Origin of the sequence: Paraburkholderia sabiae (assembly GCF_030412785.1) — a bacterium.
Taxonomy (GTDB): Bacteria; Pseudomonadota; Gammaproteobacteria; order Burkholderiales; family Burkholderiaceae; genus Paraburkholderia; species Paraburkholderia sabiae.
This window is the reverse complement of sequence record NZ_CP125296.1, coordinates 372,501-398,009: the sequence shown is the minus strand read 5'-3', so window position 1 is coordinate 398,009 and position 25,509 is coordinate 372,501. Positions and strand designations below refer to the sequence as shown.

Below are 25,509 nucleotides of genomic sequence, written 5' to 3'. Positions count from 1 at the left end.
AGGAGCCGGACATGTCTCTTAGCAATCTCGACACGATCCACATGCAGGTGATGTGGAACCGCCTGATTTCCGTCGTGGAAGAACAGGCGATGGCCCTGATCCGTACCGCGTTCAGCACCAGCGTACGCGAAGCGGGCGACCTCTCGGCAGGTATCTTCGACAAGCGCGGCCGCATGCTCGCGCAAGCCGTGACGGGCACGCCCGGACACGTGAACACGATGGCGGAAGCCGTCGAGCACTTCATGAACGACATCGGCATCGACAGGATGTACGAAGGCGATGTCTATCTGACCAACGATCCGTGGAAAGGCACGGGCCACCTGCACGACTTCACGGTTGTGTCCCCTTCGTTCCATAACGGTGAACTGATCGGCTACTTCGCCAGCACGGCGCACGTGGTCGATATCGGCGGCCGCGGTTTCGGCCCGGACTCGCGCGAAATCTACGAAGAAGGCCTGTTCGTGCCGATCATGAAGCTGATCGAGCGCGGCGAAGTCAATCGCGATCTGATTAACATTTTGCGCAACAACGTGCGCGAGCCCGACAAGGTCGTCGGCGATCTCTATGCACTCGCAGCGTGTAACGAAACGGGCCACAAGCGTCTGCTGGAAATGCTCAGGGAGTTCGATCTGAAAGATGTCGAAGGCATCGGCGAATTCATTCTGGCGCGCAGCCGCGAAGCGACGCTCGAACGCATCGCCGCGCTGCCGAAGGGCACGCAGACCAACGACATGACGCTCGACGGTTACGACACGCCCGTCAAGCTCAACGTGACGCTGACTGTCGAGAACGATCATCTGCTGGCGGACTTCGCCGGTTCGTCGCCGTCCAGTCCGTTCGGCATCAACGTGCCGCTGCTCTACGCGAAAGCGTACGCATGCTATGGGCTGAAATGCATCATCGCGCCGGAAGTGCCGAACAACGCGGCATCGCTGGAACCGTTCCGCGTGCAGGCGCCTGCGGGCTGCATTCTCAACGCGCAACGCCCGAGTCCCGTCGCGGTTCGTCACGTGCTCGGCCACTTCGTGCCTGACCTCGTACTCGGCGCATTGCACAAGATCTTGCCGGACCGCGTGCCTGCGGAAGGCTCCGGCGCGCTGTGGAACCTGCATGTGAGCGCGCGTCCCGTGCAGGAAGGGTCCGGCCTCAAGGGCAGCGAAATCCTGATGTTCAACAGCGGCGGCACGGGCGCGCGTGCGGAACTCGATGGTCTGTCCGCAACGGCATTTCCGAGCGGCGTGCACGCGATGTCCGTCGAAGCCACTGAGCAAGTTGGACCGATCGTCGTGTGGCGCAAGGAAATGCGCTCGGGCTCGGGCGGCGCCGGCAAGCTGCGCGGCGGCCTCGGACAGATCGTCGAAATCGGACCGCGCGCAGGCTATCACTTCCGCTTCAACGCAATGTTCGATCGCATCGATCATCCCGCGCGTGGACAGTCGGGCGGCCAGTCCGGCGCACCGGGTCAGGTCACGCTGTCGGACGGCACGAAGATGAAGGGCAAAGGCACCCAGGCCGTCGCCGAACATGAACGCGTCACGCTGTCGCTGCCGGGCGGCGGCGGCATCGGTTCGCCGGAGCAGCGCGACCGCGAAGCATTGTTGCGCGATATCCGTAACGAGTACATCTCCGAAGCGCAACTGCGTGACGACTACGGGCTCACGCTCGATGCGCTGAAAACATCGGCAGGACAGTAAGGAACCGACATGACCGACATCAGCAAGCCTCCGTTCAAGAACATCCTGATCACGGGCGCCGCGGGCGCGCTCGGTTCCGTGCTGCGCGAATCGCTGCGACCATACGCCGAACAGCTGACGCTCAGCGATCGCGCCTCGCTCGGCGAAGTCCGCGCGAACGAGCGTCACTTCGTCTGCGAGCTGGCCGACCGCAACGCCGTGTTCGAGATGATGAAGGGCGTCGACATGGTGATTCATCTGGGCGGCGCACCGCGCGAGAACACCTTCCAGGTCATTCTCGATTCGAATATCGCGGGCAGCTATCACATCTACGAAGCGGCGCGTCAGGAAGGCGTGAAGCGCGTGATCTACGCGAGTTCCGTGCACGCGATCGGCTTCTACGAATGCGTAGAGACCATCGATGCCAACGTGCCGCAGCGCCCGGACAGCCTCTACGGCGTGAGCAAGGCGTTCGTCGAAAATCTCTCGCGCTACTACTTCGACAAGTTCGGACTCGAATCGGTGTGCGTGCGCATCGGCTCGTGTTTCCCGAAGCCTGTCGATCGTCGAATGCTCGCAACCTGGCTTTCCTACGACGACTTCTCGCATCTGTGCATTCAGGCGCTGATGACGCCGAGCGTCGGCCATATGATCGTCTACGGCAACTCGAACAACAGCGCGAACTTCTGGGACAACACGCAGGCCGGCTACCTTGGCTATCGTCCGCAAGATGCCGCCGATAGCTATCGCGCCGAGGTCTATGCGAACACGCCCATCGGCGATCCGAAGCATCCTGCCGTGCGCTTTCAGGGCGGTCAGTTCGCCGCCGACGGCCACTTCGAAGATGATCCGAAGAACCGGTAAGCGCCGCTAACCCGATCGACTTTCTGGAAGCATTGAGATGGCACAGCAAGCATCAAAGAACCACTATGACGTGGTGATCGTGGGCGGCGCAGTCGTCGGCAGCGCGACCGCGTATTTTCTCGCGACGAATCCGGATTTCAAGGGCTCGGTGCTGGTGGTCGAACGCGACTGGACTTACGCGAAGTCAGCGACGGCGCTGTCGAGCGCGTCGATTCGTCATCAGTTTTCGAATCCGCTGAACATCAGGATCTCGCAGTTCGGCACTGAGTTCATTCGCAATTTTCACGAACTCGTTGAGGTGGACGGTGACGCGCCCGAACTCGGTTTCAAGGAAAACGGCTACCTGTACCTCGGCGATGCGAAAGGCGCGCCGATGTTCGAGCGTAACTACGCGACGCAACGCGAGAACGGCGCCGATGTCGCGCTGCTCGATCAGGCGAAGTTGAAAGAGCGCTTTCCGTGGCTGAATACGGAAGGGCTCGTGAACGGTGTCTATGGACAAAGCGGCGAAGGCTGGTTCGATAGTTATGGTCTGCTGCAGGGCATGCGCAAGAAGGCGCGCTCGCTCGGCATCGAATACATCGAAAACGAAGTGGTCGATGTGATTCGCGAAGGCGCGCACGTCACAGGCGTCAAACTGAAGAGCGGCGAGAGCATCGGTTGCGGCCTGATGGTGAATGCAGCGGGCACGCGCGGCCCGGCGATGGCGCGTCTAGCCGGCCTCGATATTCCTGTCGAGCCGCGCAAGCGCTGTCTGTTCGTCTTCGATTGCCGCACGCCGCTGCAAGGCACCGTTCCGCTCACGATCGATACGACGGGGATCTTCTTCCGACCCGAAGGACAGTACTACCTGACGGGCTGCTATCCGGAGCCCGATCCGCTTGCTGACGTCGACGACTTCGACGTGATCCACTCCGAGTTTGAAGAGATCATCTGGCCCGCGCTTGCCGAACGCGTTCCCGCATTCGAAGCGATCAAGGTCGTGAATTCGTGGGCGGGCCATTACGACTTCTGCGTGCTGGACCATAACGCGATCGTCGGACCGCATCCGGAAGTCGCGAACTTCCTGTTCGCCAACGGATTCAGCGGCCATGGTTTGCAGCAATCGCCGGCAATTGGCCGGGGCTTGAGCGAACTGATCGTCTACGGCCAGTACCGTTCGCTCGATCTCGCGCCGCTCGGTTATGAGCGCGTGGTCGCTAATCAGCCCTTCCTCGAAGAAGGCGTGATCTGAATGCGTCATCACCGTCTACAAAGGCTAACAACATGATTTCCCATTCCTATCGGACCGCGCTGGTGACGGGCGCGTCGAGCGGTATCGGACGCGCGATCGCGCAGCGGCTCGTCAATGACGGGCTGCAAGTCTATGCGCTCGGCCGCGATGCCAGGGCGCTCGATGCGCTCGCGAGCGAATGCAACGTCACGCCGATCGCGCTGGATCTGCAGGACACGGCGCCTTTGCGCGATCTGTTCGGGCGCGTCGACATCGACGTCGTCGTGAACAACGCGGGGCTGCTGCCCGCGATTGCGAAATTCGGCGACAGCGAGCTGACGGATATTGACCGCATGATCGATATCAATCTGCGTGCGCCGTTGCGTCTTGCGCACATGGCGCTCGACGGCATGACGAAACGCAAGCGCGGTCATCTGTTTTTTATCGGTTCGAGTGCGGGACGCTTCCCGCATCCGAACACGGCCGTCTATGGCGCGACCAAGGCCGCGATCAGCATGTTCTGCGATTCGCTGCGGTGCGATCTGCTCGGCACCAAAGTCCGCGTCACTGAGATCGCGCCGGGCCGCGTGCAAACGAGCCTGTATCGCACCGCGCTCGGCACGCAAGGCGCGAACGAAAAGCTCTACGACGCCTATCGTTCGATCCAGCCGGAGAACATCGCCGAACTGATTGCCACGGCGCTCTCATTGCCCGATGCCGTCGACGTCTCGCGCATGGAAGTTTTTCCGACCGATCAGGCTGCGGGCGGCTCGCAGATCGTCGCGGTCGAGTAATCAATGCATCGTCAAACAGGACACATTCGAATCATGAAGAATCAACGAGTCGTTATCGTCGGTGGCGCTTCCGGGCTTGGGTTGACCGTCGCAAAGCTGATGCTCGCGGACGGCGCAGAAAGCGTTGCGCTGATCGACAAGAACGGGCCGCTGCTCGACGAAACCGTCGGCGCGCTGAAGGCGCAGGGTCATCAGGTGTTCGGCGCGGTGGGCGACATCACGCGCAAGGAATCCGCGCAGGTGGTCTTTCGCAAAGCACTGGAAGCACTCGGCCGTGTCGATTGTTTGATCAACAGTGCGGCGATCTATCCGCGCCGCCCGATCCTCGAAATCTCCGACGACGAGTGGGACCTCGAAAACGCCGTCAACATCAAAGGCACGTATCACATGATGGTCGCTGCAATCGAGCACATGCGCAGCCGTCCGAAGGTCGAGGCGCATGTCGCGGGACGCATCGTGAACATCACGTCGGTCGATGCATTCAAGGCTCATCCGCAGAACGCGCACTATGCTGCGACGAAAGCGGCCGTCGTGAGCCTCACGAAATCGTTCGCGCAGGAAGTGGCGAAGGACGGCATTCTCGTCAATTCGGTTGCACCAGCGGGCTTTGCGACGGACAAGGCGAAGAAGGCAGGTTTCCTCGGCGAACTGGCTGCTGCGAATCCGCTGGGACGTGCAGCGGAACCCGAAGAAATCGCGCAATGGGTCGTCATGATGGCGAGCGCGCGCAACACCTATGCGACGGGAGAAAACGTGATCGTGAGCGGCGGTTATATCTACGCCTGATTCACGCTCAAGTCCGTTTGAGTTGTATCAACCGCTCGCCCCTTCGCGTCCAGGGGCGAGCGATGACGAGGCCGCGGCTGTGTTAAAGTCATAATATGTCATACGGCGCAGATTACACACCTACAGATGCGCCGGCGCGGTACGTCTGCAGCCGTCAATTGCAGAGTTCTCTATCCGGTGTGGAGCACACGGAATGACTCTGGATGCTGAAACCCTCCTCAAAAACGCTGCGAGTTCGGGAAAGCGCCGCAGCCTGACCGAACTGGTCATTCAGGCACTCAACGACAAGATCGACCGCGGCGAATATGCGCCGGGCGCCAAGCTGCCTACCGAGCCCGAGCTGTGCACCGAATTCGGCGTCAGCCGCACAGTGATCCGCGAAGCAGTCGCGTCACTCAAACTCGGTCGCCGTCTGATCGCACGTCACGGCGTGGGCGTGTTCGTCGCTGATGCAGCACAATCCGCCGGCGCGGGCTTCATCGATTCCAACACGTTGAACAACTCCATGCACGTGCTCGAGTTGCGCATCGGCGTCGAAACCGAATGTGCAGCGTATGCCGCGCAGCGCCGTTCGGCGGCGCATTTGCGCGCGTTGAAGGAAGTGTATGCACGCATGGAAATCGTCGCCGTCGATGACGACGCCGAATGCGCACGCGCCGATTTCGAATTCCATCTTGCCGTCGCCACCTGCTCCGAGAATCCGCATTTCACGTCGATCCTGCGGACGCTGGGACAAGAGATCATCATCGATCTGCGTCTGAAGCACGCGAAGGCAAATCCGAAAGAACGCAAGACGTACATCCGGCGCATTCAGCGCGAACACGGCGACATTCTCGATGCAATCGAGAAGCAGGACGAAAGCGCGGCGCGCCGTGCGATGCGGCGCCATCTCAACGAGAGCCTCGAGCGCTATCACAATCTGTCGAGCACGCGCGCAGAGTAACTTGGCGATGTGTAAGTCCAGGCGTTTTGCAAACACGCCTGGACCGTCGTCTCTTCAACCGACGCTGCGCGAATCTCCACGCATCGGCCCGCCCGTGCGGTCCACGCAACAAGCCAGCGCGATCAAACCGATCACGGCAGCAGCGATCAGATAGTAGGCGGGAATCATGCGGCTGCCGGTGCTCTGTATCAGCCATGAATTGATCATCGGCGCCGTGCCTGCGAACAGCGCCACGGACACGTTGTAGCTCACCGCCATGCCCGTGAAGCGCACACCCGTTTCGAACAGCGACGGTATCTGCGAATAGATGCACGACAGCAGCGCGGCAAGACACAGGTTCAGAAGCAGCAAGGCTATCAAGCGCTGTCCGACGCTTTCGACTGTGAGCAGGTGAAAACACGGCACAGCAAGCACGGCGAGCGCAACGCTGCCCGCCAGCATCATCGTCTTGCGTCCGACTTTGTCGGCTAGCACAGCCAGCAATGGAATCGTCACGATCAGGAACGCTTGCGATACGAGCGCGATCGTGAAGCCCGTCGATGCATCGAGCCGCAACGTGCTCACCAGATAAGTCGGGATATACGTGACGACGATGAACAGCGTCACGTTGGTCACGATGATGATGCCGCTCGATTGCAACAACGCAGCCTTGTGCGACGCGAACAGCTCGCGAAAGCCGCCTGCCCTGTGTGCAGCTTCGAACGTCGGCGTCTCTTCGAGCCGATTGCGGATATAGAGGCCGATCGCACCGAGCGGCAGCGCAAGCAAAAACGGCAGCCGCCACGCCCACGCATCGATCTGCGTCTGAACGAACGCGTGACTGAGCAACGCCGCCACCAGCGCGCCGAAACAGAAACCGCTCATGCAGCCGACTTCGATCCAGCTGGTTACCAGCGTGCGGTTGCGATCCTTGCAATACTCCGCGACGAAGATCGCCGCGCCGCTCGCTTCGCCGCCTGCCGACACGCCTTGCAGCAACCGAAGCAGCACGAGCAGAATCGGCGATGCGATACCGATCGCGTCGTGATCAGGAATCAGGCCGATGCAAAACGTCGCGAGCGCCATCAACACGATGGTGACAGTCAGCACGTTCTTGCGTCCGTAGCGATCGCCTATCGGCCCGAAAATAAAGCCGCCGAATGGACGCGCGAAAAACGCAATCGCGAATGCGGCCAGCGACGCGACAAGCTGCGTGCCGGGCGCGCTCGCTGGAAAGAACACGCGCCCCATGACGGCGGCAAGGTATCCGTACACCGAGAACTCGAACCACTCCACGAAGCTGCCCACGACCGATGCAAGTACGACGCGCTTCAGCTCGCGTCGTCCGACTGTGCGGCGCGTGGGGCCGGTTTCGTGTCGACGAGCGGTAGGATTGTTGTCGTCGTCGAGAAGGTACTCCGCTTCGCTGTTGACATCCATCTGTGAATGATCCCCTTCGTGGCGAGAGTGGGTGTTGAATTGCGCCGAAGCGGAAACCTGAGCGTGAGCAGGTTTCCGCTATCGACACGCGAAGTTCGAGCCGGTGCAGCCGGACTTCAGTTCTTGAGCGGCTCGACCTTGTCGCCGACGGCAACGGCTTGCGGCACCCATTTGCCGCCGACCACCTTGTAGAACGTCGCCGTCGGATCCTTCATGTCGCCATTCGGCATGAACGCAATATTTCCAGAGATGCCTTCGAACGAAACGGACTTTACGAGCGGTCCATATACTTTCGGATCCGTCGAGTTGGCCTTTTGCATCGCGTTGATCAGCACCCACGTGGCGTCGTACGCGGACGGCGCATAGGCCACCACGCCTTCCTTGTATTTGGCCTTCATCTTTTCGTCGAATTCGCGGCCCGTCTTCATCTTCGACAACGGAATGCCGTAGTCCCACGACATCGCGCCTTCCGCGCTTTCGCCCGCGACCTTGAGGAACGTTTCGTTTTCGAAGCTGCCGCCGCCCAGCATCGCCGCACGGATGCCCAGCTGCCGCATCTGCTTCATCAGCAAGCCTGCTTGCTGGTCGAGACCGCCCCAGAACACCACATCGGGATTGAACGACTTGATGCGCGTGAGTTGCGACTTGAAGTCGACGGCCTTGTCTTGCGTGAATTCGCGATCGACGATCTTGCCGCCCGCGGCCTCGACGCCTTTGACGAACTCGTCGGCCATGCCTTGCCCGAACGCGGTCCGGTCGTCGATCACGGCAATGCTCTTGCCCTTGAGCGCGTTGACGGCCGAGTGGCCCGCCAGCTGCCCCATCTGCGCATCCGAGTTCACCACGCGGAACACGTTGAGAAAGCCCTGCGACGTCAGCGTCGGATTCGTGGCCGTCGGCGAGACCATCGGAATGCCTGCCGTGTTGTAGATGCGCGATGCAGGGATGCTCGTGCCCGAATTGAAGTGTCCGACGATGCCCACAACCTTCGAATCCACCATTTTCTGCGCGACCTGCGAGCCCATGCGCGGGTCGCCCTGATCGTCCTCGGCGTCGATCACGAAGTGCACCGGCTGGCCGCCGATCACGAGTTTCTTCGCGTTGGCGTCATCGAGCGCCAGTTCGACGCCGCGTTTCAGATCGACGCCGTAGTGCGCCGACCCTCCCGTCAACGGCGCCGCGAAGCCGATTGTGACGTCGCCCGCGAACACCACGGGACTGGCCATGAGCGCGCCAGCAGCCAGTGACGTGGCCAGCGCGAAGCGTGTGAACGAAAGCGGGGTCTTCATCTGATACCTCAGCGGTTTGCGAATGGATGAACTGCGTCCGCCCTGCGCGGCGGCAGGCTGACATCGGCGGGCACGGCCCGAAAACTGTTTGCCGGTCGCGCCATGGACACAAGGTATTAGGTGAGACGTCATATGTCAACGGATCAAAAAAGCCCGCTGAGCCAGGGTTTTCGAGGGGGCGAAATCGTCAGGAGAAGCTCGCGAGAGGCCTCGGTTCGCCCTGAGGACGTCCGGATCTTACGGAAAGATCGCGAGATTGAGGTGGGAGTATGTGCGTGCGGACGTGGATGAGATCATCCAGTCGCGACCTTCGAGCGATAGCAAAGCAGCGAAGAAAATCAGCCGTCAGATATTGGGCGAAGCGGCAATGGTCGGCCCGTTGTCGCCTCTCAGGGCCAGAAATCACGGCCCTTCACTGAGGATCACCCGACGATCACCTGGCGATATCGCCCGACTGCGAAGTGCCGTTCGTTGCAGGACCATAACCGGACGCATCAGCGGCTTTCGCGTTATGCGCAGCGGCGCGGAATTCCGCAGCCTGAATTTCGCCATACGGATAATCGGCCCACGCGAGCGGACTGTAACCGTCTTTCTCGGCCTGAACCAGTTCCGCGCGAACCTGCGCGCGTGTGATTGGCGACTGCGTCGATTGCGCGAACGCAGCGACGGGCACAGCAAGCACGAACAGGACAGCGACAGTTTTGGCTAGCGATCTCATGGCAACCCCACCTCTCTGAGTATTGCTTTTAAAGCCTGCGCTCGACATGAACGCAGGCAGCAATCACAGCTTAGCAGGTTGCGCCATCAGGGTAAACGATCAGTTTTCAATCTGACATTTATTTAGCATCACAGATTAATTAGCCGTTTGCGCGGGCGCCGTTTTTTCGCCGTCGACGAAGCGCCACACGCCCAAAGGATTGCGCTCCTTCAACGCGTCCGGAAGCAACGCATCAGGTAGATCCTGATAGCAGACGGGACGCAGGAATCGATCGATGGCCGTCGCGCCCACCGACGTGAACATCGCATTCGAAGTCGATGGGAACGGGCCGCCGTGAACCATCGCGTGGCAGACTTCGACGCCCGTCGGGAAGCCATTGGCCAGAATGCGGCCAGCCTTTCTTTCGAGCACGGGCAACAGGCGCTGCGCGTCGGCATGATCCGCTGCATCTATTTGCAGCGTCACGGTGAGCTGCCCTTCAATGTGTTCTGCCACCTCCAGCAGTTCATCAACATTGCGCGCGCGAATCACGACGGATGCCGGTCCGAACATCTCCGCCTCGAGTTCAGGCGAGTTGAGCAGGCGCTGTGCATCGGTCACGTAGAGCGCAGCCTGCGCGGCATTTGCGCGCTCACCTGCCGGTTGCCCCTGCGCGACCTTCTCCACGCCCTCAACTGCGTCGACATTGCGGGTTCCCGCGCAGTACGCATCGAAGATGCCGGGCGTCAACATCGTCTGAGCCGGCCTGGTGGTCAACGCTTCGCTTGCTGCCTGCACGAACCTGTCGAGGCCCGCGCCATCGACGGCGAGTACGAGGCCGGGATTCGTGCAGAACTGGCCTGCACCCATCGTCAGAGAATCGACGAACGCGCGGCCGATTGCTTCAGCACGGTTTTCGAGCGCAGCCGGAAACAGGAATACGGGATTGATGCTGCTCATCTCCGCATACACGGGAATCGGCTCGGCGCGAGCGTTCGCGATGCGCAACAGTGCGAGTCCGCCCTGCCGCGAGCCCGTGAAGCCGACCGCCTTGACCGCCGGATGCGACACCAGCGCTTCGCCGAGCGTGCGGCCCGAACCGAACAGCAGCGAGAAAGTGCCTTCTGGCAAGCCGTTTTCTTTTACTGCCTTCTGGATCGCGCAGCCCACCAGCTTCGACGTGCCCAGATGCGCGCTGTGCGCCTTGACCACGACGGGCGCGCCCGCGGCCAGCGCCGACGCCGTATCGCCTCCCGCAACGGAGAACGCGAGCGGAAAGTTGCTCGCGCCGAACACGGCAACGGGACCGACAGGCACTTTCGCGAGACGCAGGTCCGCACGCGGCAAAGGTTGACGTTCGGGCTGCGCATGGTCGATCGTCGAGCCGAGAAAGTGCCCGTCCCGCACGACCTGTGCAAACAGCCGCAACTGACCGACCGTGCGCGCACGCTCTCCTTGCAGGCGCTGGAGTGGCAAGCCCGTCTCGGCATGCGCGCGCTCGATGAGTTCGTCGCCGAGATCCAGAATATTGTCGGCAATCGCTTCGAGAAATGCCGCGCGCTTTGCGAGCGGAGCATTGCGGTAGACATCGAAAGCCTGCGCAGCCAGCGACGCCGCGCGCCCGACTTCCGCGACACCGCCCATGCCGAATACCGGCTCCGCGATTTCCGAATGGGTCGCGGGATTGAACGCGCGCTGTTCACCCTCGTTGCCTCGCACCGAGGAGAAGCCGATGAGCATTTCGCCTGTGATTGTCATGCTGATTTCCTGAACGTTTTCGATGGATTCATTCTTCTGGCGCGGAGCAGTGTGGTTAGCATCCGAGAAATGTCGGCGGAACGATGGGAGGCGGATAGACACACCATGAGCCGTCGCGATGACGAAAGAAGACGATCGCCAATGTTCCGGACGCACGCATCACTTCGACTCTGACGACCCGGCATGACAGTGTTTTCGATCGATCTGGCCGCGTCACCTTGAATCGTTCGCCGCTTCCGAACCACTCCTCGATGAGAACTCGAAGGGATCTGCACTGATCGCCCATATCCGTCTCCAAACGTCCGACCTGTCTATGCTTATGATCGTGCGCTGGCTGAACGACGTCTATTGAGACTCCAATCCGATGTCTTAACCGAAGCGTTAATGGGCTCTTCCCTCGTACAACGCATCGCGCCTCGCGAGCGGCTTGAACAGGCGGCTCCACGCGACGCTGACGAGCACCGTCGCGCAGCCGCCGAGCACAACTGAGCCGATCACACCGAACACCGTCGCCGTCACGCCGGATTCGAATTCACCGAGTTGATTGCTCGCGCCGATGAACAGCGTGTTCACCGCCGCAACGCGCCCTCGCATGCGATCCGGCGTTTCCAGTTGAATGAGCGTCTGCCGCACGATCACGCTGATCGTGTCGGCGCCGCCTGAGATCGCGAGCAGCAACAGCGAAAGCAGAAACGATCGCGACACGCCGAATGCGACGATCGCGATTCCATACACCGCTACGGCCACGAGCAGCTTCTTGCCGACGCCGTTGACGATCGCGCGCCGCGACAGCATCAGCCCGACGCACAAGGCGCCCACGGCGGGCGCCGAGCGCAGCAAGCCGAGTCCTTGCGGCCCGACGTGGAGGATCTCTTTTGCGTAGACAGGCAGCAGCGCGGTCGCGCCGCCGAACAGCACGGCGAACAGATCGAGCGAGATGCCGCCGAGCAGCAACGGATTGCTCCACACGAAGCGCAAGCCGGCAAGCACGGTCTCTGCCGTGACGGGCTCGCGCGGCGGCGCAACGTAGTCGTAGCGAATCAGCGCGTACATCACGGCACTCACGCAGAACACGGCCGCGCACATCAGATACAGCGCGTTGACGCCCGTCGCGAACAGCAGGCCGCCCAACGCCGGGCCCGCGATCACACACACCTGCTGCACCACCGCGCTGAGCGCCATCGAACGCGCCAGCAGGTTCTGCGGAACGAGCATCGGCAGAAGCGCCTGCTGGCCCGACATCTGAAACGGCCGGATCGCGCCGAGTACGAGCGAAAGGCCCAGCAGCAGATCGCGCGTTACGACGTGAGACATCGTCGATACGGCCAGCAGCGCGGCCGTGACGGCCTGCGCCGCGAGACACACGGCGACGATCTGCCCGCGATGCATGCGGTCGGCGCAGTGTCCGGCGACGAAGGTCGTGGCGAGTCCGGGAATGAACTGGAAGAGCCCGACGAGACCGAGATACCACGCGCTCGACGTCAGGTCGTACATGTGCCAGCTGATCGCCAGCATCAGCATCTGCTGCGCGGTGATGGAGCCGACGCGTGCGATCAGAAAGCGTGTCAGCGATGAATACTGCAGCAAGGGACTTATTCCGGTGTGCGCCTCGATCGCCGGCGACGCTGTATCGTTGATGCGCGTCATGTCGATGACCCGCCTTCCGTGTCGAAGACGCGCGCGTGATGATCGAAAGTTCTTGTTGGCATAAAGCGGATACTGCAGATTGACGACGACGCAATCATCGGCATCCGTGCGCCAGCCGTCTATTGAATAAAAAGGCGTGCGCTTTAACCGTCAGGTTATCGACGCACGCTGATCGGGCTGCTGCCCTTCCAGTTCGGTCACATTGACCTTCGGCGCCCACTTTCGGCGCAGCAACACGACAGTGCTGCTCGCTCCAAGCAACAGGAACATGAAAATGGCCAGCATCGGCAGCGTGTAGCTGTGTCCCACATGAAGCAGCCAGCCTGAGAGACTCGCCGACACACCGCCCGCGAAACTCGTCGCCACTTGCTGCAAGCCCGTATTCAAACCGACCGCCTGCTTCGGAATCAACGTGAGTTTGACGAGAGCGAGATTGTTCGCGGTGACCAGTCCCAACAGCGAAAGCGATACGACGTTCCAGAACAACGCCATCTGCGCCGAGCGCGTATAAGCGCCGAGCAACACAGTCGTCGCGCCGACAAACCCCGCGACGATAAACGACTTGCGCACGACGACGGCATCGCGGCCGCGCGCGATCAGCCGGTCCGCGGCCCATCCTGCGAATGCCGCCACGACGGCGATGCCCGCGAAACTGAAAAACGTATACAGCCCCGATTGACGCAGCGACAGTCCACGCTGTTCGACCAGATACGCGGGCATCCACGTCATGCAGTAGAACGCGAAATAGCTGTAGCAGAAGTTGGTGATCAAGCCGCCCCACACGACAGGGCTCGACAGAAGATTGCCGAGCGGCACCGAGGCCGCGCGTCGTTTGGCCGCCGCCAGTTCGGTCTTCGATGGAAAGTCGTTGTTGAGCAGCAGTTGCCACGGCATCAGCCAGATCAGTCCCGCAAGCCCCGTCACGATGAACATCGTCTTCCACGAACTCGACGCGATCAGCCACGCGGCGACGGGTGCGCCCAGCGCCGGCCCCATCTTTCCGCCGATCGAGTAGATGCCGAGCGCCGTGCCCTTGCGGCTTTCATCGAAGTTGTTCGCCAGATAGCGATACGTGGCGGGGACGACCACCGATTCGGCGGCGCCGATCAGCAGACGCACGACGATCAGCGCCGACAACGTCGTGACGACACCCGTCGCCGCTGCCGCAAGACACCACAGCAGGAAACAGATCGAGTAAGGCCACTTCACGCCGTAGCGGTCCACCAGCCAGCCCATCGGCATCTGCAGCAGCCCGTACGACCAGAACATCGCCGAGCCGAGCCAGCCGCGCTCGACATGCGACAGCGCGAATTCCCCCACGAAGCGAGTGTCCGCGAAAGCCGCGGACATGCTCGTGCGGTCCATGTGGGAGATCATCAGCCCGAGCGCAAGCAGCACGAGAATGGCCCAGCGGTTCTCGGGCCGCGCCGCCTTCCGTCGAATGGTCTCCACCTGTCGTCTCCGATATTTTTTGTTCTGGCCGGCGCGGATGTCCAGCACTCAGCCAAGACTGCCCGTTACATCGTCGAACAGTTCGTCGACGGACAGGCGTCGCGGAATGATCTTCTGATCGAGCGCCCAGTCGACGGCCAGTTGCAGCCCCGCGCGGTTCGCCTCCAACCCGAGCGGCGGAAAGATCGCGGGCACGCCTTCCGCGAGCGAGCGGCTTTCGACGATCATCCGATACAGCTCACGCACGATATCCGGCCTCTCCTTCGACAGATTCTCGTGCACGACGAACATGTGATTGATCGGCACGACGCCCGTGCGCGCGAACCAGTCCTTCGCGGCCGCATGCGCGTCGGGGACCAGCGTGCGCACGCGTTCGTCCTTCGGCATGTCTTCGCCGAGCAGCGCAGCCGCGAGTTCGCCCTTGAGCATCATCTCCGGAATCGACGAACCTGCGGGCAGACGCTGGCAGTTCGACGGATCGCTGTACTCGGCGAGATGCCCGTCGCCGAGCGTCATCCACGTGACCTTGTCGAGATCGACGCCGTATTCGTGACGCAGGATGCCGCGAATCCACAGCGCCGTCGTCTGCGTGTAGGTGCGCACGCCGACCTTCTTGCCTTCGATATCTTTCGGATCGAGATGACCGAAGTCGATGTTGTAGCCCGCGCAGTGATGCTGAAAACGCCCTGAAACAGGCGTCGGCAGCAGCACGTAGGGCTTGCCGTACGCCTTCGCTTGCAGGAACGTGACGATCGCGAGTTCGCCCGCGTCGAATTTGTTTTCGCGCACCATCGCCTTGAAGCCGTTGTGCGCGGGCGTCGGCCCGCAGAAGTCCAGCGCAACGAGGTCAGACGACACGCGTCCGTCGCGCATCGCTTTCGTCACTGCGTATTCGGCCAGGTTCGTGCGCAACGTCGGCACGCCTGTCAGCGTCGTTGTCATGCTTGTCTCTCCGTATGCTTTGTATCTTGTAGAACGAATTACAGCCGGACCTCGATGAGGCACGGGCCCGGCTCGCGCGTCGAATCGACCATCGCCTTGTGGAAGCCCTCTGCCGTGTCGACGGCGATGCCCGGCACGCCCATGCTTTTGGCCATCGCGAGCCAGTCGATGCGCGGCTTGTCGATGTCGATCATCGACAGCGCGCGCTCGCCCGGCGTACCCGCGCCCATGTTCGCGTACTCGGCCTTGAGGATCGCGTAGCTGTTGTTGGCGAAGATGATGGTCGTGACGTCCAGGTTTTCGCGCGCCTGCGTCCACAGCGACTGGATCGTGTACATCGCGCTGCCGTCGCCGACCATGCAGAACACGCGGCGATCAGGACACGCGAGCGCCGCGCCCGTCGCAACGGGCGTCGAGTAACCGATCGAGCCGCCCATGTTGTTGATGAGATCGTGCGGCAGCGCGCCCATCGTCAGGCTCATCGACTCCCGGCCCGTCGTCAGCGATTCGTCGACGACGATGCAGTGCTCGGGCAGCGCCGCAGCCAAAGCATGCGCGATGCTTGTCGGGTTGAGCGCGCCCGTCGGCACCGGTGTTTCGATGCGCGGCTGCAAGTGCGCTGCCGTGCCGGTGGCGCCCAGCGCCTGAAGCAGCATGTCGAACGCGAGTTCGCTGTCCTCGTCGGCTTCGACGAGCGGATGCACGAGCGTTCCCTCGGACTTCAGCAGACTCGGCTTGTCCGGGTATGCGAAGAACGCGACGGGTTCGGTCGTCTCGACGGTGACGATATGCTTGTAGTCCTTGAGAAAGGCCGTGGCCTGCGCAACCGCGTACGGAATGCGCGCAATGGGCACGCGGCCCGCGCCGCGCTCGATGCGCGCCGTGAAGAACTGCGAGCCGAGCTTCGCGCCCGTTGCAGCGGCAACGCGGCCAGCCTTGTCGAGCGCCGCGCCACGCGTCGCCTTGTTGGCGAGAATGATCAGCGTCGGCTCGCCCGAACGCAGCACCTGCGCGACATGCTCGATGCGCTCGGCGCTCGGCGTCTTGCGACGAGCCTCAACTGGCGGCGGCAACAAAGGCACAGCGTTCGTCTGCTGCCACGACGTATCGCCGGGCAGGATCAGGGTCGCGATCTGCCCCGGATGCTCGCAGGCTTTCGCGACGGCCTGCGCGGTATCCCACGCAATCGTATCGGCTGATTCCGCGCGGCGCACCCAGTGACTCAAAGGCCGCGCGAGTCCTTCGATATCCGACGTAAGCGGCGGATCGTACTTCAGATGCGATACCGAATGCTCGCCGACGACATTGACCATCCCCGACGACGCACGCTTCGCGTTGTGGATGTTCGCAAGGCCGTTCGCGAGACCCGGCCCCAGGTGCAGCAGCGCCGATGCCGGCTTGTCCTTCATCCGGTACCAGCCGTCGGCTGCGCCCGTCGCCACGCCTTCGAACAGACACAGCACGCTGCGCATCTTCGGGTTGTTGCCGAGCGCGGCGAGAAAATGCATCTCCGACGTGCCGGGGTTCGCGAAGCAGATGTCGACGTCCTGTTCGACCAGGGTCGCGACGAGGCTTTCGGCGCCGTTCATCAGTAGCCTGCCATGTCGCGTGCGAGGCCGACCACGCCATACGTGCGCTGCGGCGCCGACATCAGGAAGCGGTAGCCCTCTTCCATCAGGCGTCGATGGTTCTTCGCCGTGACGTGCGGATGGCCGACGACGACGTTGTGCTTCTTGCATGTCTCGACGATCTGGCGCATCGCATCGACGACTTCAGGATGCTCGTACTGACGCGGGAAGCCGAGTTCCTGGCTGAGATCGCCCTCGCCAATCAGGATGAAACCGATGCCGGGCACGTTCGCGAGAATGTCGTCGAGGTTCTCGATGGCCTGCGTGCTCTCGCACATCAGACCAACGAGGATTTCGCCTTGCGGCGCGAGCGGCCAGACGTCGGCCTTTTCGTAATACTCCTGCATCGACAGGCCCCAGTAGCGCGCGGCATTGGCCGGACCGTCGCCGCGTACGCCCTTCGGTTCGTACAGCGGCGCGCTCTTCGGCCGCGCGTAACGGCACGACGCGACAGCGTTGTAGGCCTGTTCGACGGTCGCCACGTGCGGCCAGATCACGCCGTACGCGCCGCGATCGAGCACCTGCTTCGCGAAGCTCTGGTTCATCTCGACGCCGTTGGCGGGAATGCGCGCGATCGGCGTGACCTTGGTTTCCACCGACGCCGACTCGGCGATCTGCTTGCGGCTGAGCATGTATTGCAGTGCATCGCCGAGCGCGCTGACGTCGTACGGGTTGTGCTCCATCTCGAAGACGAGGCCGTCGTACGGCGAGTCGCTCATTTCGATGGCGGTCTGCTTGTCGAGCTTGGCGAAGGCGGCGTGCGCGGCCTTGCCCGATTCGAACGCGCGAATGATGCTGTTCAGGCGATTGTTGGACATGTGTCTCTCTCGTTCTCTCTGCGCGGCGCCGCTTCACTGGGGCGCTCGCGCGGGTGGCATGTTGTCGAACCTCAGCCCAGGGCCGGGTACAGCTTCTGTGCGGTCTTGCCGAAGATCCACGTGCGGTCTTCGTTGCTGAGGCAGGCGAGCCCTTCCTGGGCCGTCGCGAGGATCTCCGTGAGCGTGCCGGGCGAGGTCGGGAAGTTCGAACCCCATGCGAGGCGCTGCGCACCGAAGGCTTCGACGACGCGCGGGAAGAAGGTCTCCGCACTCGCCTTCTCTTTCTTCACGTCGCCGAAAATGCGCGGCGTGAGCTTGAGGTAGATGTTCGGCAGATCGGCGAGCGCGAACAGGCTGGCGGCGTTCGCGTACGGCGGACCGTCGAGCACATCCGGGCGGCCGAGGTGATCGAGAATGATGTTCACGCCCTTGAACTTCTCCGCCAGCATGCGCACCTGCGGCAGGCCGATCGGACCCGTCTGGATGCACATCGGCAGTTTCAGTTCGGCCAGCATCTCCCATGCCTTGAAGGATTTGGGATTGTCGAGTTCGCTCGGATCGAAGTCCTTCGTCGAGCCGCCCGTGAAGATGCGCAGCCCGGCAAGGCCCTTGTCGGCCCAACCCTTGATCACGGCGGGCACGTCGTCGGCCAGCATGTCGACGGAGCCGACGGCCACGAGCCGATCCTTGTACTGGTTGCAGCCGTCCACGACGTAGCTGTTGTCGAAGCCGTAAGTGGTCGACGAATGCACGACGGCAGCCTTCGCGACGCCTGCTTCGTCCATCGCCTGGATCAACGCTTCGACGGTGTTGGGACGCTCCTGCGACCAGTCCGAACGCTTGCCGAACAGCGGCGCGGGCGGATAGCGCTTCTCATCGTCCGAGATGATGTGAGGATGAATGTCGATGAAGTTCATGATGTCCGTCCAGCCTGTCGGCTGCGTTACAGTCCCTTGGCTTTGAGGTGTGCATCCAGACGCGGATACACGCGGCGTGCATTGCCTTCGAAGATCGCGTGACGGTCGGCGTCGCTCAGTGCGTCGCACGCGTCGATGTAGCGCTTCGTGTCGTCGAAGTACTCGCCCGTGTTCGGATCGCGGCCGCGCACGGCGCCGATCATTTCGGAGCCGAACAGCACGTTGCTGGTCGGCACGACCTTGGTCAGCAGTTCCACGCCCGGATGGTGATAGACGCAGGTGTCGAAGAAGACGTTGTTCAGTAGCCCTTCGAGCGGACGCTTCGCCATCTCCAGCGACATGCCGCGATAACGGCCCCAGTGATAGGGCACCGCGCCGCCGCCGTGCGGAATCACGAGACGCAGCGTCGGGAAGTCCTTGAACAGATCGCCCTGCAACAGCTGCATGAAGACGGACGTGTCGGCGTTCAGGTAATGCGCGCCCGTGCCGTGATGGCACGGATTGCACGACGCGGCGACGTGGATCATCGCGGGCACGTCGAGATCGCACAGCGCTTCGTAGAGCGGATACCACTCGCGATCCGTCATCGGCTTGCCCGTCCAGTAGCCGCCGCTCGGATCGGGATTCAGATTGCAGCCGACGAAACCCATCTCTTCGATACAGCGGCGCAGCTCGGCAACCGAGTTCTTCGGCGGAGCCGACGGCGACTGCGGCAACTGGCAGACGGGCACGAAGTTGTCCGGGTACAGATCGCAGACACGGCGTACGAGATTGTTCGACACTTCGGCCCATTCGAGGCTCGTGCGCTCGTTGCCGAGGTGGTGGCTCATCAGGCCGGCGATCGGCGAGAACAGCGTGAGGTCGCCGCCGCGCTCTTTTTGCAGACGCAACTGGCCGTTGCCGACGCCTTCGCGGATCTCGTCATCGCTGACGTGCGCGCCGGACAGCGGCGGCGCGTTCGCGGGATCGTTGGCGGAGTCGATCTGCTTGGCGCGCCAGTCGCGGAAGGAAGCAGGAACGGTCGTGAAGTGACCGTGGCAATCGATGATCATTTTTTCTTCCGTGCGAAGTTCAATACGAAGTTGACTACGGAGTTCAAACGCGGGGATCGACGAACAGCTCGCTCATCGACATGCGGCGCGGCGTCAGGCCCTGCTTGAACGCGGTCGCTTCGAGCGCTTCGATGGTCTTGCGGTTTTCCTCGATGCCGTACGGCAGCGGATCGTGTCCGACGATCTTCTGCAGATCGCGGTACTTCTGGTTCTTCTTGTCGGTGAGTTCGCCTGCATCGAGTTTCGCCAGCCAGTCTTTCTTGGCCTTGTCGAACGCGTCGTAGATCGACTTCGCGACCCACGGATGCTCGGCCAGCACCGAGTCCTTCACGACGATCGTGCCGTGCATCGGATAAACGCCCGTCCGCGCGTAGTACTCGGCTTCGAGTTCGGCGGCGTTCGGGAACAGGTCGGGATAGTCGGCTTCCACTTCCTTCCAGCCGCCCGTCGGCGCACCGGTGCGGCCGATGCCCGCGTTGCCGTGCATGCCCGCCACGAGTTCGCCCTTCTCCATCATTTCCGCGAGCGAGCTGCCTGCGGGCGCGTGAATCACGTTCGGCGGCAGCTTCAGCTGCGTGACGTGCTCTTCGTCGTCGACGACCCAGGTCACTTTCGATGCGTCGAGGCCGAACTCATCCATCAGCACCTGACGCGTCCATGCGCCCGTCGTCACCGAATACGCGCGCACGCCGACCTTCTTGCCTTCAAGATCCTTCGGCGTCTTGATGTTCGCGTCCGGGCGGACCAGCAGGCCCGAATGGTGGAAGCGGCGCACGACGAAAATCGGCAGCGCGACGAACGGCGCACCGTAAGCGCGGGCGATGATGTACGTCGTCGGCGCCAGTTCGCATACGTCGAACTCGACGTCGCGGACCATGCGGCGGAACGCGCCGATTTGCGGATGAACGGTGATGAATTCGGCATCCACGCCTTCGATAGGAATGGAACCGTCACGAATCGCAGCCGTGTGCGGATGCTCGGCGATGGCGAGCTTGAGATGAACTTTCTTGGTCAACTTAGTCTCCTGTGACTTGGACGATCGGATCAGCCTCTGGCAAGCCGCTCGGCTGTTCAGGCGATCTCGTTGACTGAATGATCTTTCCGCGCCGGTTTTCCGTCTATTGAATTAACCTGCGGGAGCATTAACCATTTGGTAAAGGCTCGCGAGATCCAGCAGACGTCGACGCGCGCCAGCATGGGCGAAGGCGCGCCATATCTGAACGTCTGAACGCAGTTGCTGTTCCAGCCCGGTAAGGTGCGGTGAGGAAGACGTCGGCCGCGCCGCTGCACGCGACCGGCGATGCGTATCGGGTGAAAGAGGGAATGTGCGCTTGACGGCTGGATTCGTCGGGACAATCCGGCGATCCGGCGATCCGGCGTTGAGGCAAAGCGGGCGCTTGAGTCTTCCGTTATGTTGACTCAATAGCTAACAGCGAAGGATCGCCCGCGCGCTGCCGCCCGGCGCGAGCGAACCCGGAGCGTGGGCAACGGCTGCTTTACTCGAGTCTCACATCGCGACAGTCGTTCGCGTACCAGTCATTCACGCGCCGCTGCGCGTGATGGAACGATCCGGGATAGGTGTCCGCTTCCGTCACCGGGTTGTAGTCCGCCGTCAGCAGCACCGCGACTTCGCTCGTCAGACGCTGGTGCGTGGGTGCAGCGCCCGCTTTGAGCGCGGCGAGATCCTGGCACTGCTGTGGCGTGATGTGGGCGCTCGACAGACTGTCGGCAGACGGAGCGGCGCAAGCCGCCAGCAATACGGGAAGCGTCAGGCAGGCAAGAACGATCTTCATCATGGTCTCCGCTCTTGAGGAAAAACGGGAACACCACGACGAAGTGTAGAACCGCGCAACTGTCCGAAAGCTGGCAGCCCGCTGACAAATCTGCCATGTCCTGCATGGCGGCGAGTACGAGCGAACGGGAGACGACGAAAGCCGAACAGCCGTCAACGCGCCTCGGAAACCCCGTTCGCCCGGTTGGCTTTCGACGACGCCGACACTGCACGCGGCGCCGACCCTGCGCCCGTCTGCAGCCGCTCGGCGGCCTCTTCGAGACACGACACCATCAGCTGCGCGCTGGGCGACAGGCCGCGGTTGCGGTTCCACAGCACGCCCGCGGGACGCAGCAGACGAGGCAGGCTCAACGGAAGCGTATGGAGCGGCTGGGCGGTCTCGCCGCCGGGCGTGCCCGCCATCACCGCAATGAAGTCCGAAATCTGCAGATGCGCGCGCGCCACGTGAATCGACAGCGTTTCGATGTAGTTGCTGGTCAACGGCACGTCGTGCGCTTCCAGTGCGCGCTCAAGCGGATCGCGCAGGATCGAACCGGGCGGCGGCAGTATCCACGGGAAGGGCCGCAGGTCCGCCCACGTCAGCGTCTTCCTGCGCGCGAGCGGATGATGACGGCCCGTCATCAGCGTCACGGGCTCTTCGAGCAGCTCCTTCTCCTCGAAGCTGCCGAGCGTATCCGGCGGCGGCAGGCGGCCCACGACGAGATCGAGATGGCCTTGCCACAGCTCAGGCAGCAGCGAACCCGTCGTGCCTTCCGTGACCATCACGTTCGTACCCGGCGAGCGCTGCTTCAGAATGCTCAACGCCTGCGGCAGCAGCACCGAAGCCGACGCGGGCAGCATGCCGATATGCACCTTGCCTTCCGTTCCCGAACTCAGTGCCTTCAGTTCATCGCGTGCCTGATGCAGGATGGTCAGCATCTCGCGCGCGTGCCGCATCAGGCAATCGCCGTATTGCGTCGGCACGAGGCCCTGCGCCGTGCGCGAGAACAGCGTGAGTCCGAGTCCCTTTTCGAGTTCGGCCAGCGACTTCGAAACAGCGGGCACGGTCACATGCGTGACATCGGCGACCTGGGTCAGGTTGCGGTATGTGTCGATCGTCACGAGCAGGCGCAGGTGCCGCGCCTTCAGGTTGATCTGCAGGTACCAGTCGAGAGCTGACACGTCGTGAGCCTCCGCGTTTTGATCAACTTGCCACGCCGCATCAATGCTTCGGCGTCAGCGCATGCAACGTCATGCCGAGCGAAATCGACGTGAAATAGCCCACCGTGACGAGCAGTTCGGCGATCACCGCGCGGCCTAGCCCGGCGTCGTAGCGCGCAAAGCGAGTGTCGTCGATGACACCGCCCGCGAGAATGTCGCAAACCGCATCGCAGATCAGGCCGAAACGATCGTCGCCAGCTTCGGGCCGCCGCTTCTCCAGGATCGCCGTGACGACTGCCTCGGGCACGCCGGACTTCAGCGCATGCCGACGATGATTGGCGATCACATAAGGCGCATTCCAGAACACGGCCGTCGCCAGAATCGCGACTTCGCTTTCCGCCTCGCTCAACACCGGCGAATGGTCGACGTGCGTGCCGATGATCTCCATCCCTTCGGCCAGATTCGGGTTGTGCAGCCAGATGTTGAACGGCGTCGGGATACGTCCGCGCCCTTCGCCCAGCTTCGCAATCACTTTCTTCTGATCGACCGTGGCGTTGTCCGGGTCGATGCGTTCGAGTCGGTTGTCCGTCATTTGATGTCCTTCAAGTGTTCTTCGTCACATGGCTTCGCGGCTGCGTCAAAGCAGGCTGCTCGGCCAGGGAATGTGGATGATCTGGTCGAAGACGCCGTAGATGACGGCCGTCACGCACGCCGCGAGGATCAGGCTGAGGCGCCAGGACTCGCGTCCTTCAATCCGCATGAACGCGACGATCACGATCGGCACCGTCGGGATCATGCCGATCAGCGACATGCACACGAGAAACCCGACGAACCAGCCGAAGAACTTCGCTGCACGCTGCAACGTGACCTTGTTCGACAGCTTTTCTCCGCCGTCGCTCGACACATCCATGTGGATGCCGCCGCCGGCATGCGCGGTTCCCCCCTGCGCCGGAATCACGAAGACCTTGTAGGCGAGACTGGACGTTCCCGCGATCACAAGAATGCTCGCAATGACCGTCGGTCCGATTCGCGCCATCAGCAGCCAGCTCTGCGAGGTGATCAGCATGTACAGCCCGATGCCGATGAAGAACACGTAGACGAGATCTTCGAGCTTGAATGCGATCTTTCCGCTCGGCCGCATCCGTGCGAGGCCGCCGCTGCGCAGCGCGTTGAACAGCGGCTTGAAGAACACCAGCGCGGCGAGCGTGAGCAGCACCATCACGACGGGACGCGTCAGCCAGTCGGTGCCGTAACGCACGAAGGAAATCGACATGTAGCGCTCCATCAGCACGCCGAGCACGAGACCGAGAATCAGCGGCGGGCGCGCCCACCGCAGGCGCTTCATCGTCCAGCCGATCACCCCTGCGATCAGCAGCACGAACAGATCGCCCCAGCTGCGCGAGCCCTGAAAAGCACCGACATAGATGATCGGCATGATGACGGGCAGAATCAGCGTGTAGCGCAGCGTCGAAATCTTCGCGAATTGCCCGCTGAGCAGAAAGCACAGACCCGCGCCGAAGATGTTGGCCAGCGCGATCGACCACACCATCGAATAGGTGAAGTCGAGGTGCTTGGTCAGCATGTCGGGGCCGGGAATGAAGCCGTGCACCATCATCGCGCCGAGCAGAATCGCCTGTGCCGCGCCGCCGGGTACGCCGAACGACAGCATCGGCACAAGGCTGCCGCCTTCCCGCGCGTTGTTGGCGGCTTCGGGCGCGATCACGCCACGCACATCGCCCGTGGTGAACGTTTCCTTCGCGCCCTTCGAAGTCTGCAATGCATGACCGTAGGCGATCCAGTCCGTCACCGCGCCCGTGATGCCCGGCACTGCGCCGAGAATCGCACCGAGCCCACCGCAGCGCAGCACCAGAAACCAGTTGCGCAGACTGTCGACGACGCCCTGCTGCATCCCGCGACGCGAACTGAACTGCACGTTTTCGGCGATGGCCGTGCGTCGTATCGCGAGTTCGCACAGCTCGGGCAACGCGAAGATACCGAGGATGATCGGCACCAGCGGAATGCCGTCCTGCAGATAGAGGATGTCGCCCGTCCAGCGCATTTGTCGCGTTGCGACATTGGTGCCGATCATGCCGACGAGAATGCCGAAGCATGCCGCGACCACGCCACGCAGCGGCGCATTGCCCGACAGCGCCGACACCATCGATACGCCGAAGATCGTGAGCCCCAGCATTTCGGGCGTGCCGATCGAGAGCACGAATGGCCGTACCAGCGGCAGCGAAAACGCGAGAATGACCGCGCCGATCAGGCCGCCGAGCAGCGACGACGTGTAGCACGCACTCAATGCGCGCGATGCTTCGCCGCGCTTCGTCATCGGTAAACCGTCGAGCACGGTCGCCTGCGACGCCGCGTGTCCCGGCACGCCGAACAGCACGGCGGGAATCACGTCGGACGTCGTGATGACGGACGCCATGCCGAGCAGCATCGCAAAGGCCGCGTACGGGTCCATCGTGTAGGTGAACGGCACCAGCAGTGCGAAGCCGGTCAAGCCGCCGATTCCAGGCAACAGCCCGATCGCCAGTCCAACCACGACGCCGAACACAAGAAAGATCAGCCGGTTGAATTGCAGGAGCGTCGACAGAGCATGGCCTGCTGCCATGAGCGTCGCATCGTTGAAAAATTCCATGCGTGATCCTGATGAGAGGGCAAGCCGGGTTGGCTTACTGT

22 protein-coding genes are annotated in these 25,509 nt (G+C 62.4%); 6 read left to right on the top strand and 16 right to left on the bottom strand.

Translation table 11 applies throughout. The features are described from left to right. Positions 1-11: 11 nt before the first annotated feature. The 6 genes from QEN71_RS31415 to QEN71_RS31390 all read left to right on the top strand — a co-directional run bounded on the left by QEN71_RS31415 (position 12) and on the right by QEN71_RS31390 (position 6,273). Entirely contained in the window at positions 12-1,694 is a 1,683-nt protein-coding gene (locus QEN71_RS31415; RefSeq protein ID WP_201647046.1) for a hydantoinase B/oxoprolinase family protein, read from the top strand. A gap of 9 nt (positions 1,695-1,703) precedes the next feature. Beyond that, positions 1,704-2,537, top strand: coding sequence for an NAD-dependent epimerase/dehydratase family protein (locus QEN71_RS31410; protein ID WP_201647045.1), 834 nt, complete (start codon positions 1,704-1,706; stop codon positions 2,535-2,537). A 37-nt stretch (positions 2,538-2,574) separates the two neighbouring features. Next, positions 2,575-3,771 carry an NAD(P)/FAD-dependent oxidoreductase gene (locus tag QEN71_RS31405; protein WP_201647044.1) on the top strand — a complete coding sequence of 399 codons (1,197 nt, stop codon included), beginning with the start codon at positions 2,575-2,577 and terminating at the stop codon, positions 3,769-3,771. A gap of 32 nt (positions 3,772-3,803) precedes the next feature. Continuing rightward, positions 3,804-4,544 (top strand): SDR family oxidoreductase, encoded by a 741-nt coding sequence (locus QEN71_RS31400; RefSeq protein ID WP_201647043.1) that lies wholly within the window; start codon positions 3,804-3,806, stop codon positions 4,542-4,544. Positions 4,545-4,577: 33 nt separating this feature from the next. After that, complete coding sequence (locus tag QEN71_RS31395; protein ID WP_201647042.1) at positions 4,578-5,330, top strand: SDR family NAD(P)-dependent oxidoreductase; 753 nt, start codon at positions 4,578-4,580, stop codon at positions 5,328-5,330. A gap of 193 nt (positions 5,331-5,523) precedes the next feature. Next, positions 5,524-6,273 (top strand): FadR/GntR family transcriptional regulator, encoded by a 750-nt coding sequence (locus tag QEN71_RS31390; RefSeq protein WP_201647041.1) that lies wholly within the window; start codon positions 5,524-5,526, stop codon positions 6,271-6,273. Between the two features lie 54 nt (positions 6,274-6,327). Here QEN71_RS31390 and QEN71_RS31385 read toward each other — a convergent pair whose 3' ends face one another. The 16 genes from QEN71_RS31385 to QEN71_RS31310 form a co-directional block, all read right to left on the bottom strand. Further along, positions 6,328-7,692 (bottom strand): MFS transporter, encoded by a 1,365-nt coding sequence (locus tag QEN71_RS31385; protein WP_201647040.1) that lies wholly within the window; start codon positions 7,690-7,692, stop codon positions 6,328-6,330. Positions 7,693-7,808: 116 nt separating this feature from the next. Continuing rightward, on the bottom strand, positions 7,809-8,981 hold the full coding sequence (locus tag QEN71_RS31380) for a branched-chain amino acid ABC transporter substrate-binding protein (protein WP_201647039.1): 1,173 nt from the start codon (positions 8,979-8,981) through the stop codon (positions 7,809-7,811). A 433-nt stretch (positions 8,982-9,414) separates the two neighbouring features. After that, a complete protein-coding gene (locus tag QEN71_RS31375) occupies positions 9,415-9,699 on the bottom strand; it encodes a DUF4148 domain-containing protein (protein ID WP_201647038.1) in 285 nt (94 codons plus the stop codon). Between the two features lie 135 nt (positions 9,700-9,834). Continuing rightward, a complete protein-coding gene (locus QEN71_RS31370) occupies positions 9,835-11,436 on the bottom strand; it encodes an aldehyde dehydrogenase (NADP(+)) (RefSeq protein ID WP_201647037.1) in 1,602 nt (533 codons plus the stop codon). 381 nt (positions 11,437-11,817) lie between these two features. Next, entirely contained in the window at positions 11,818-13,083 is a 1,266-nt protein-coding gene (locus tag QEN71_RS31365) for an MFS transporter (RefSeq protein ID WP_201647036.1), read from the bottom strand. A 150-nt stretch (positions 13,084-13,233) separates the two neighbouring features. Further along, positions 13,234-14,535, bottom strand: coding sequence for an MFS transporter (locus tag QEN71_RS31360; RefSeq protein ID WP_201647035.1), 1,302 nt, complete (start codon positions 14,533-14,535; stop codon positions 13,234-13,236). Positions 14,536-14,583: 48 nt separating this feature from the next. After that, entirely contained in the window at positions 14,584-15,477 is an 894-nt protein-coding gene (locus QEN71_RS31355; protein ID WP_201647034.1) for a type 2 periplasmic-binding domain-containing protein, read from the bottom strand. 38 nt (positions 15,478-15,515) lie between these two features. Further along, positions 15,516-17,066: an acetolactate synthase large subunit gene (locus QEN71_RS31350; RefSeq protein WP_201647033.1), complete on the bottom strand. Its 1,551-nt coding sequence runs from the start codon at positions 17,064-17,066 to the stop codon at positions 15,516-15,518. Beyond that, positions 17,066-17,923, bottom strand: coding sequence for an HpcH/HpaI aldolase family protein (locus tag QEN71_RS31345; protein ID WP_201647032.1), 858 nt, complete (start codon positions 17,921-17,923; stop codon positions 17,066-17,068). The genes QEN71_RS31350 and QEN71_RS31345 overlap by 1 nt, the downstream gene beginning before the upstream one ends. Before the next feature lie 71 nt (positions 17,924-17,994). Next, positions 17,995-18,840 carry an amidohydrolase family protein gene (locus tag QEN71_RS31340; protein ID WP_377789395.1) on the bottom strand — a complete coding sequence of 282 codons (846 nt, stop codon included), beginning with the start codon at positions 18,838-18,840 and terminating at the stop codon, positions 17,995-17,997. Positions 18,841-18,866: 26 nt separating this feature from the next. After that, positions 18,867-19,892 carry an amidohydrolase family protein gene (locus QEN71_RS31335; RefSeq protein ID WP_201647031.1) on the bottom strand — a complete coding sequence of 342 codons (1,026 nt, stop codon included), beginning with the start codon at positions 19,890-19,892 and terminating at the stop codon, positions 18,867-18,869. 43 nt (positions 19,893-19,935) lie between these two features. Further along, positions 19,936-20,907 (bottom strand): ABC transporter substrate-binding protein, encoded by a 972-nt coding sequence (locus tag QEN71_RS31330; protein ID WP_201647030.1) that lies wholly within the window; start codon positions 20,905-20,907, stop codon positions 19,936-19,938. A 481-nt stretch (positions 20,908-21,388) separates the two neighbouring features. Next, positions 21,389-21,688 (bottom strand): hypothetical protein, encoded by a 300-nt coding sequence (locus QEN71_RS31325; protein ID WP_201647029.1) that lies wholly within the window; start codon positions 21,686-21,688, stop codon positions 21,389-21,391. Positions 21,689-21,837: 149 nt separating this feature from the next. Continuing rightward, positions 21,838-22,845: a LysR substrate-binding domain-containing protein gene (locus QEN71_RS31320; RefSeq protein ID WP_201647028.1), complete on the bottom strand. Its 1,008-nt coding sequence runs from the start codon at positions 22,843-22,845 to the stop codon at positions 21,838-21,840. Between the two features lie 40 nt (positions 22,846-22,885). Further along, positions 22,886-23,416 (bottom strand): carboxymuconolactone decarboxylase, encoded by a 531-nt coding sequence (locus QEN71_RS31315; protein WP_201647027.1) that lies wholly within the window; start codon positions 23,414-23,416, stop codon positions 22,886-22,888. Positions 23,417-23,461: 45 nt separating this feature from the next. Continuing rightward, on the bottom strand, positions 23,462-25,468 hold the full coding sequence (locus tag QEN71_RS31310; protein ID WP_201647026.1) for a tripartite tricarboxylate transporter permease: 2,007 nt from the start codon (positions 25,466-25,468) through the stop codon (positions 23,462-23,464). Between the last annotated feature and the right edge of the window lie 41 nt (positions 25,469-25,509).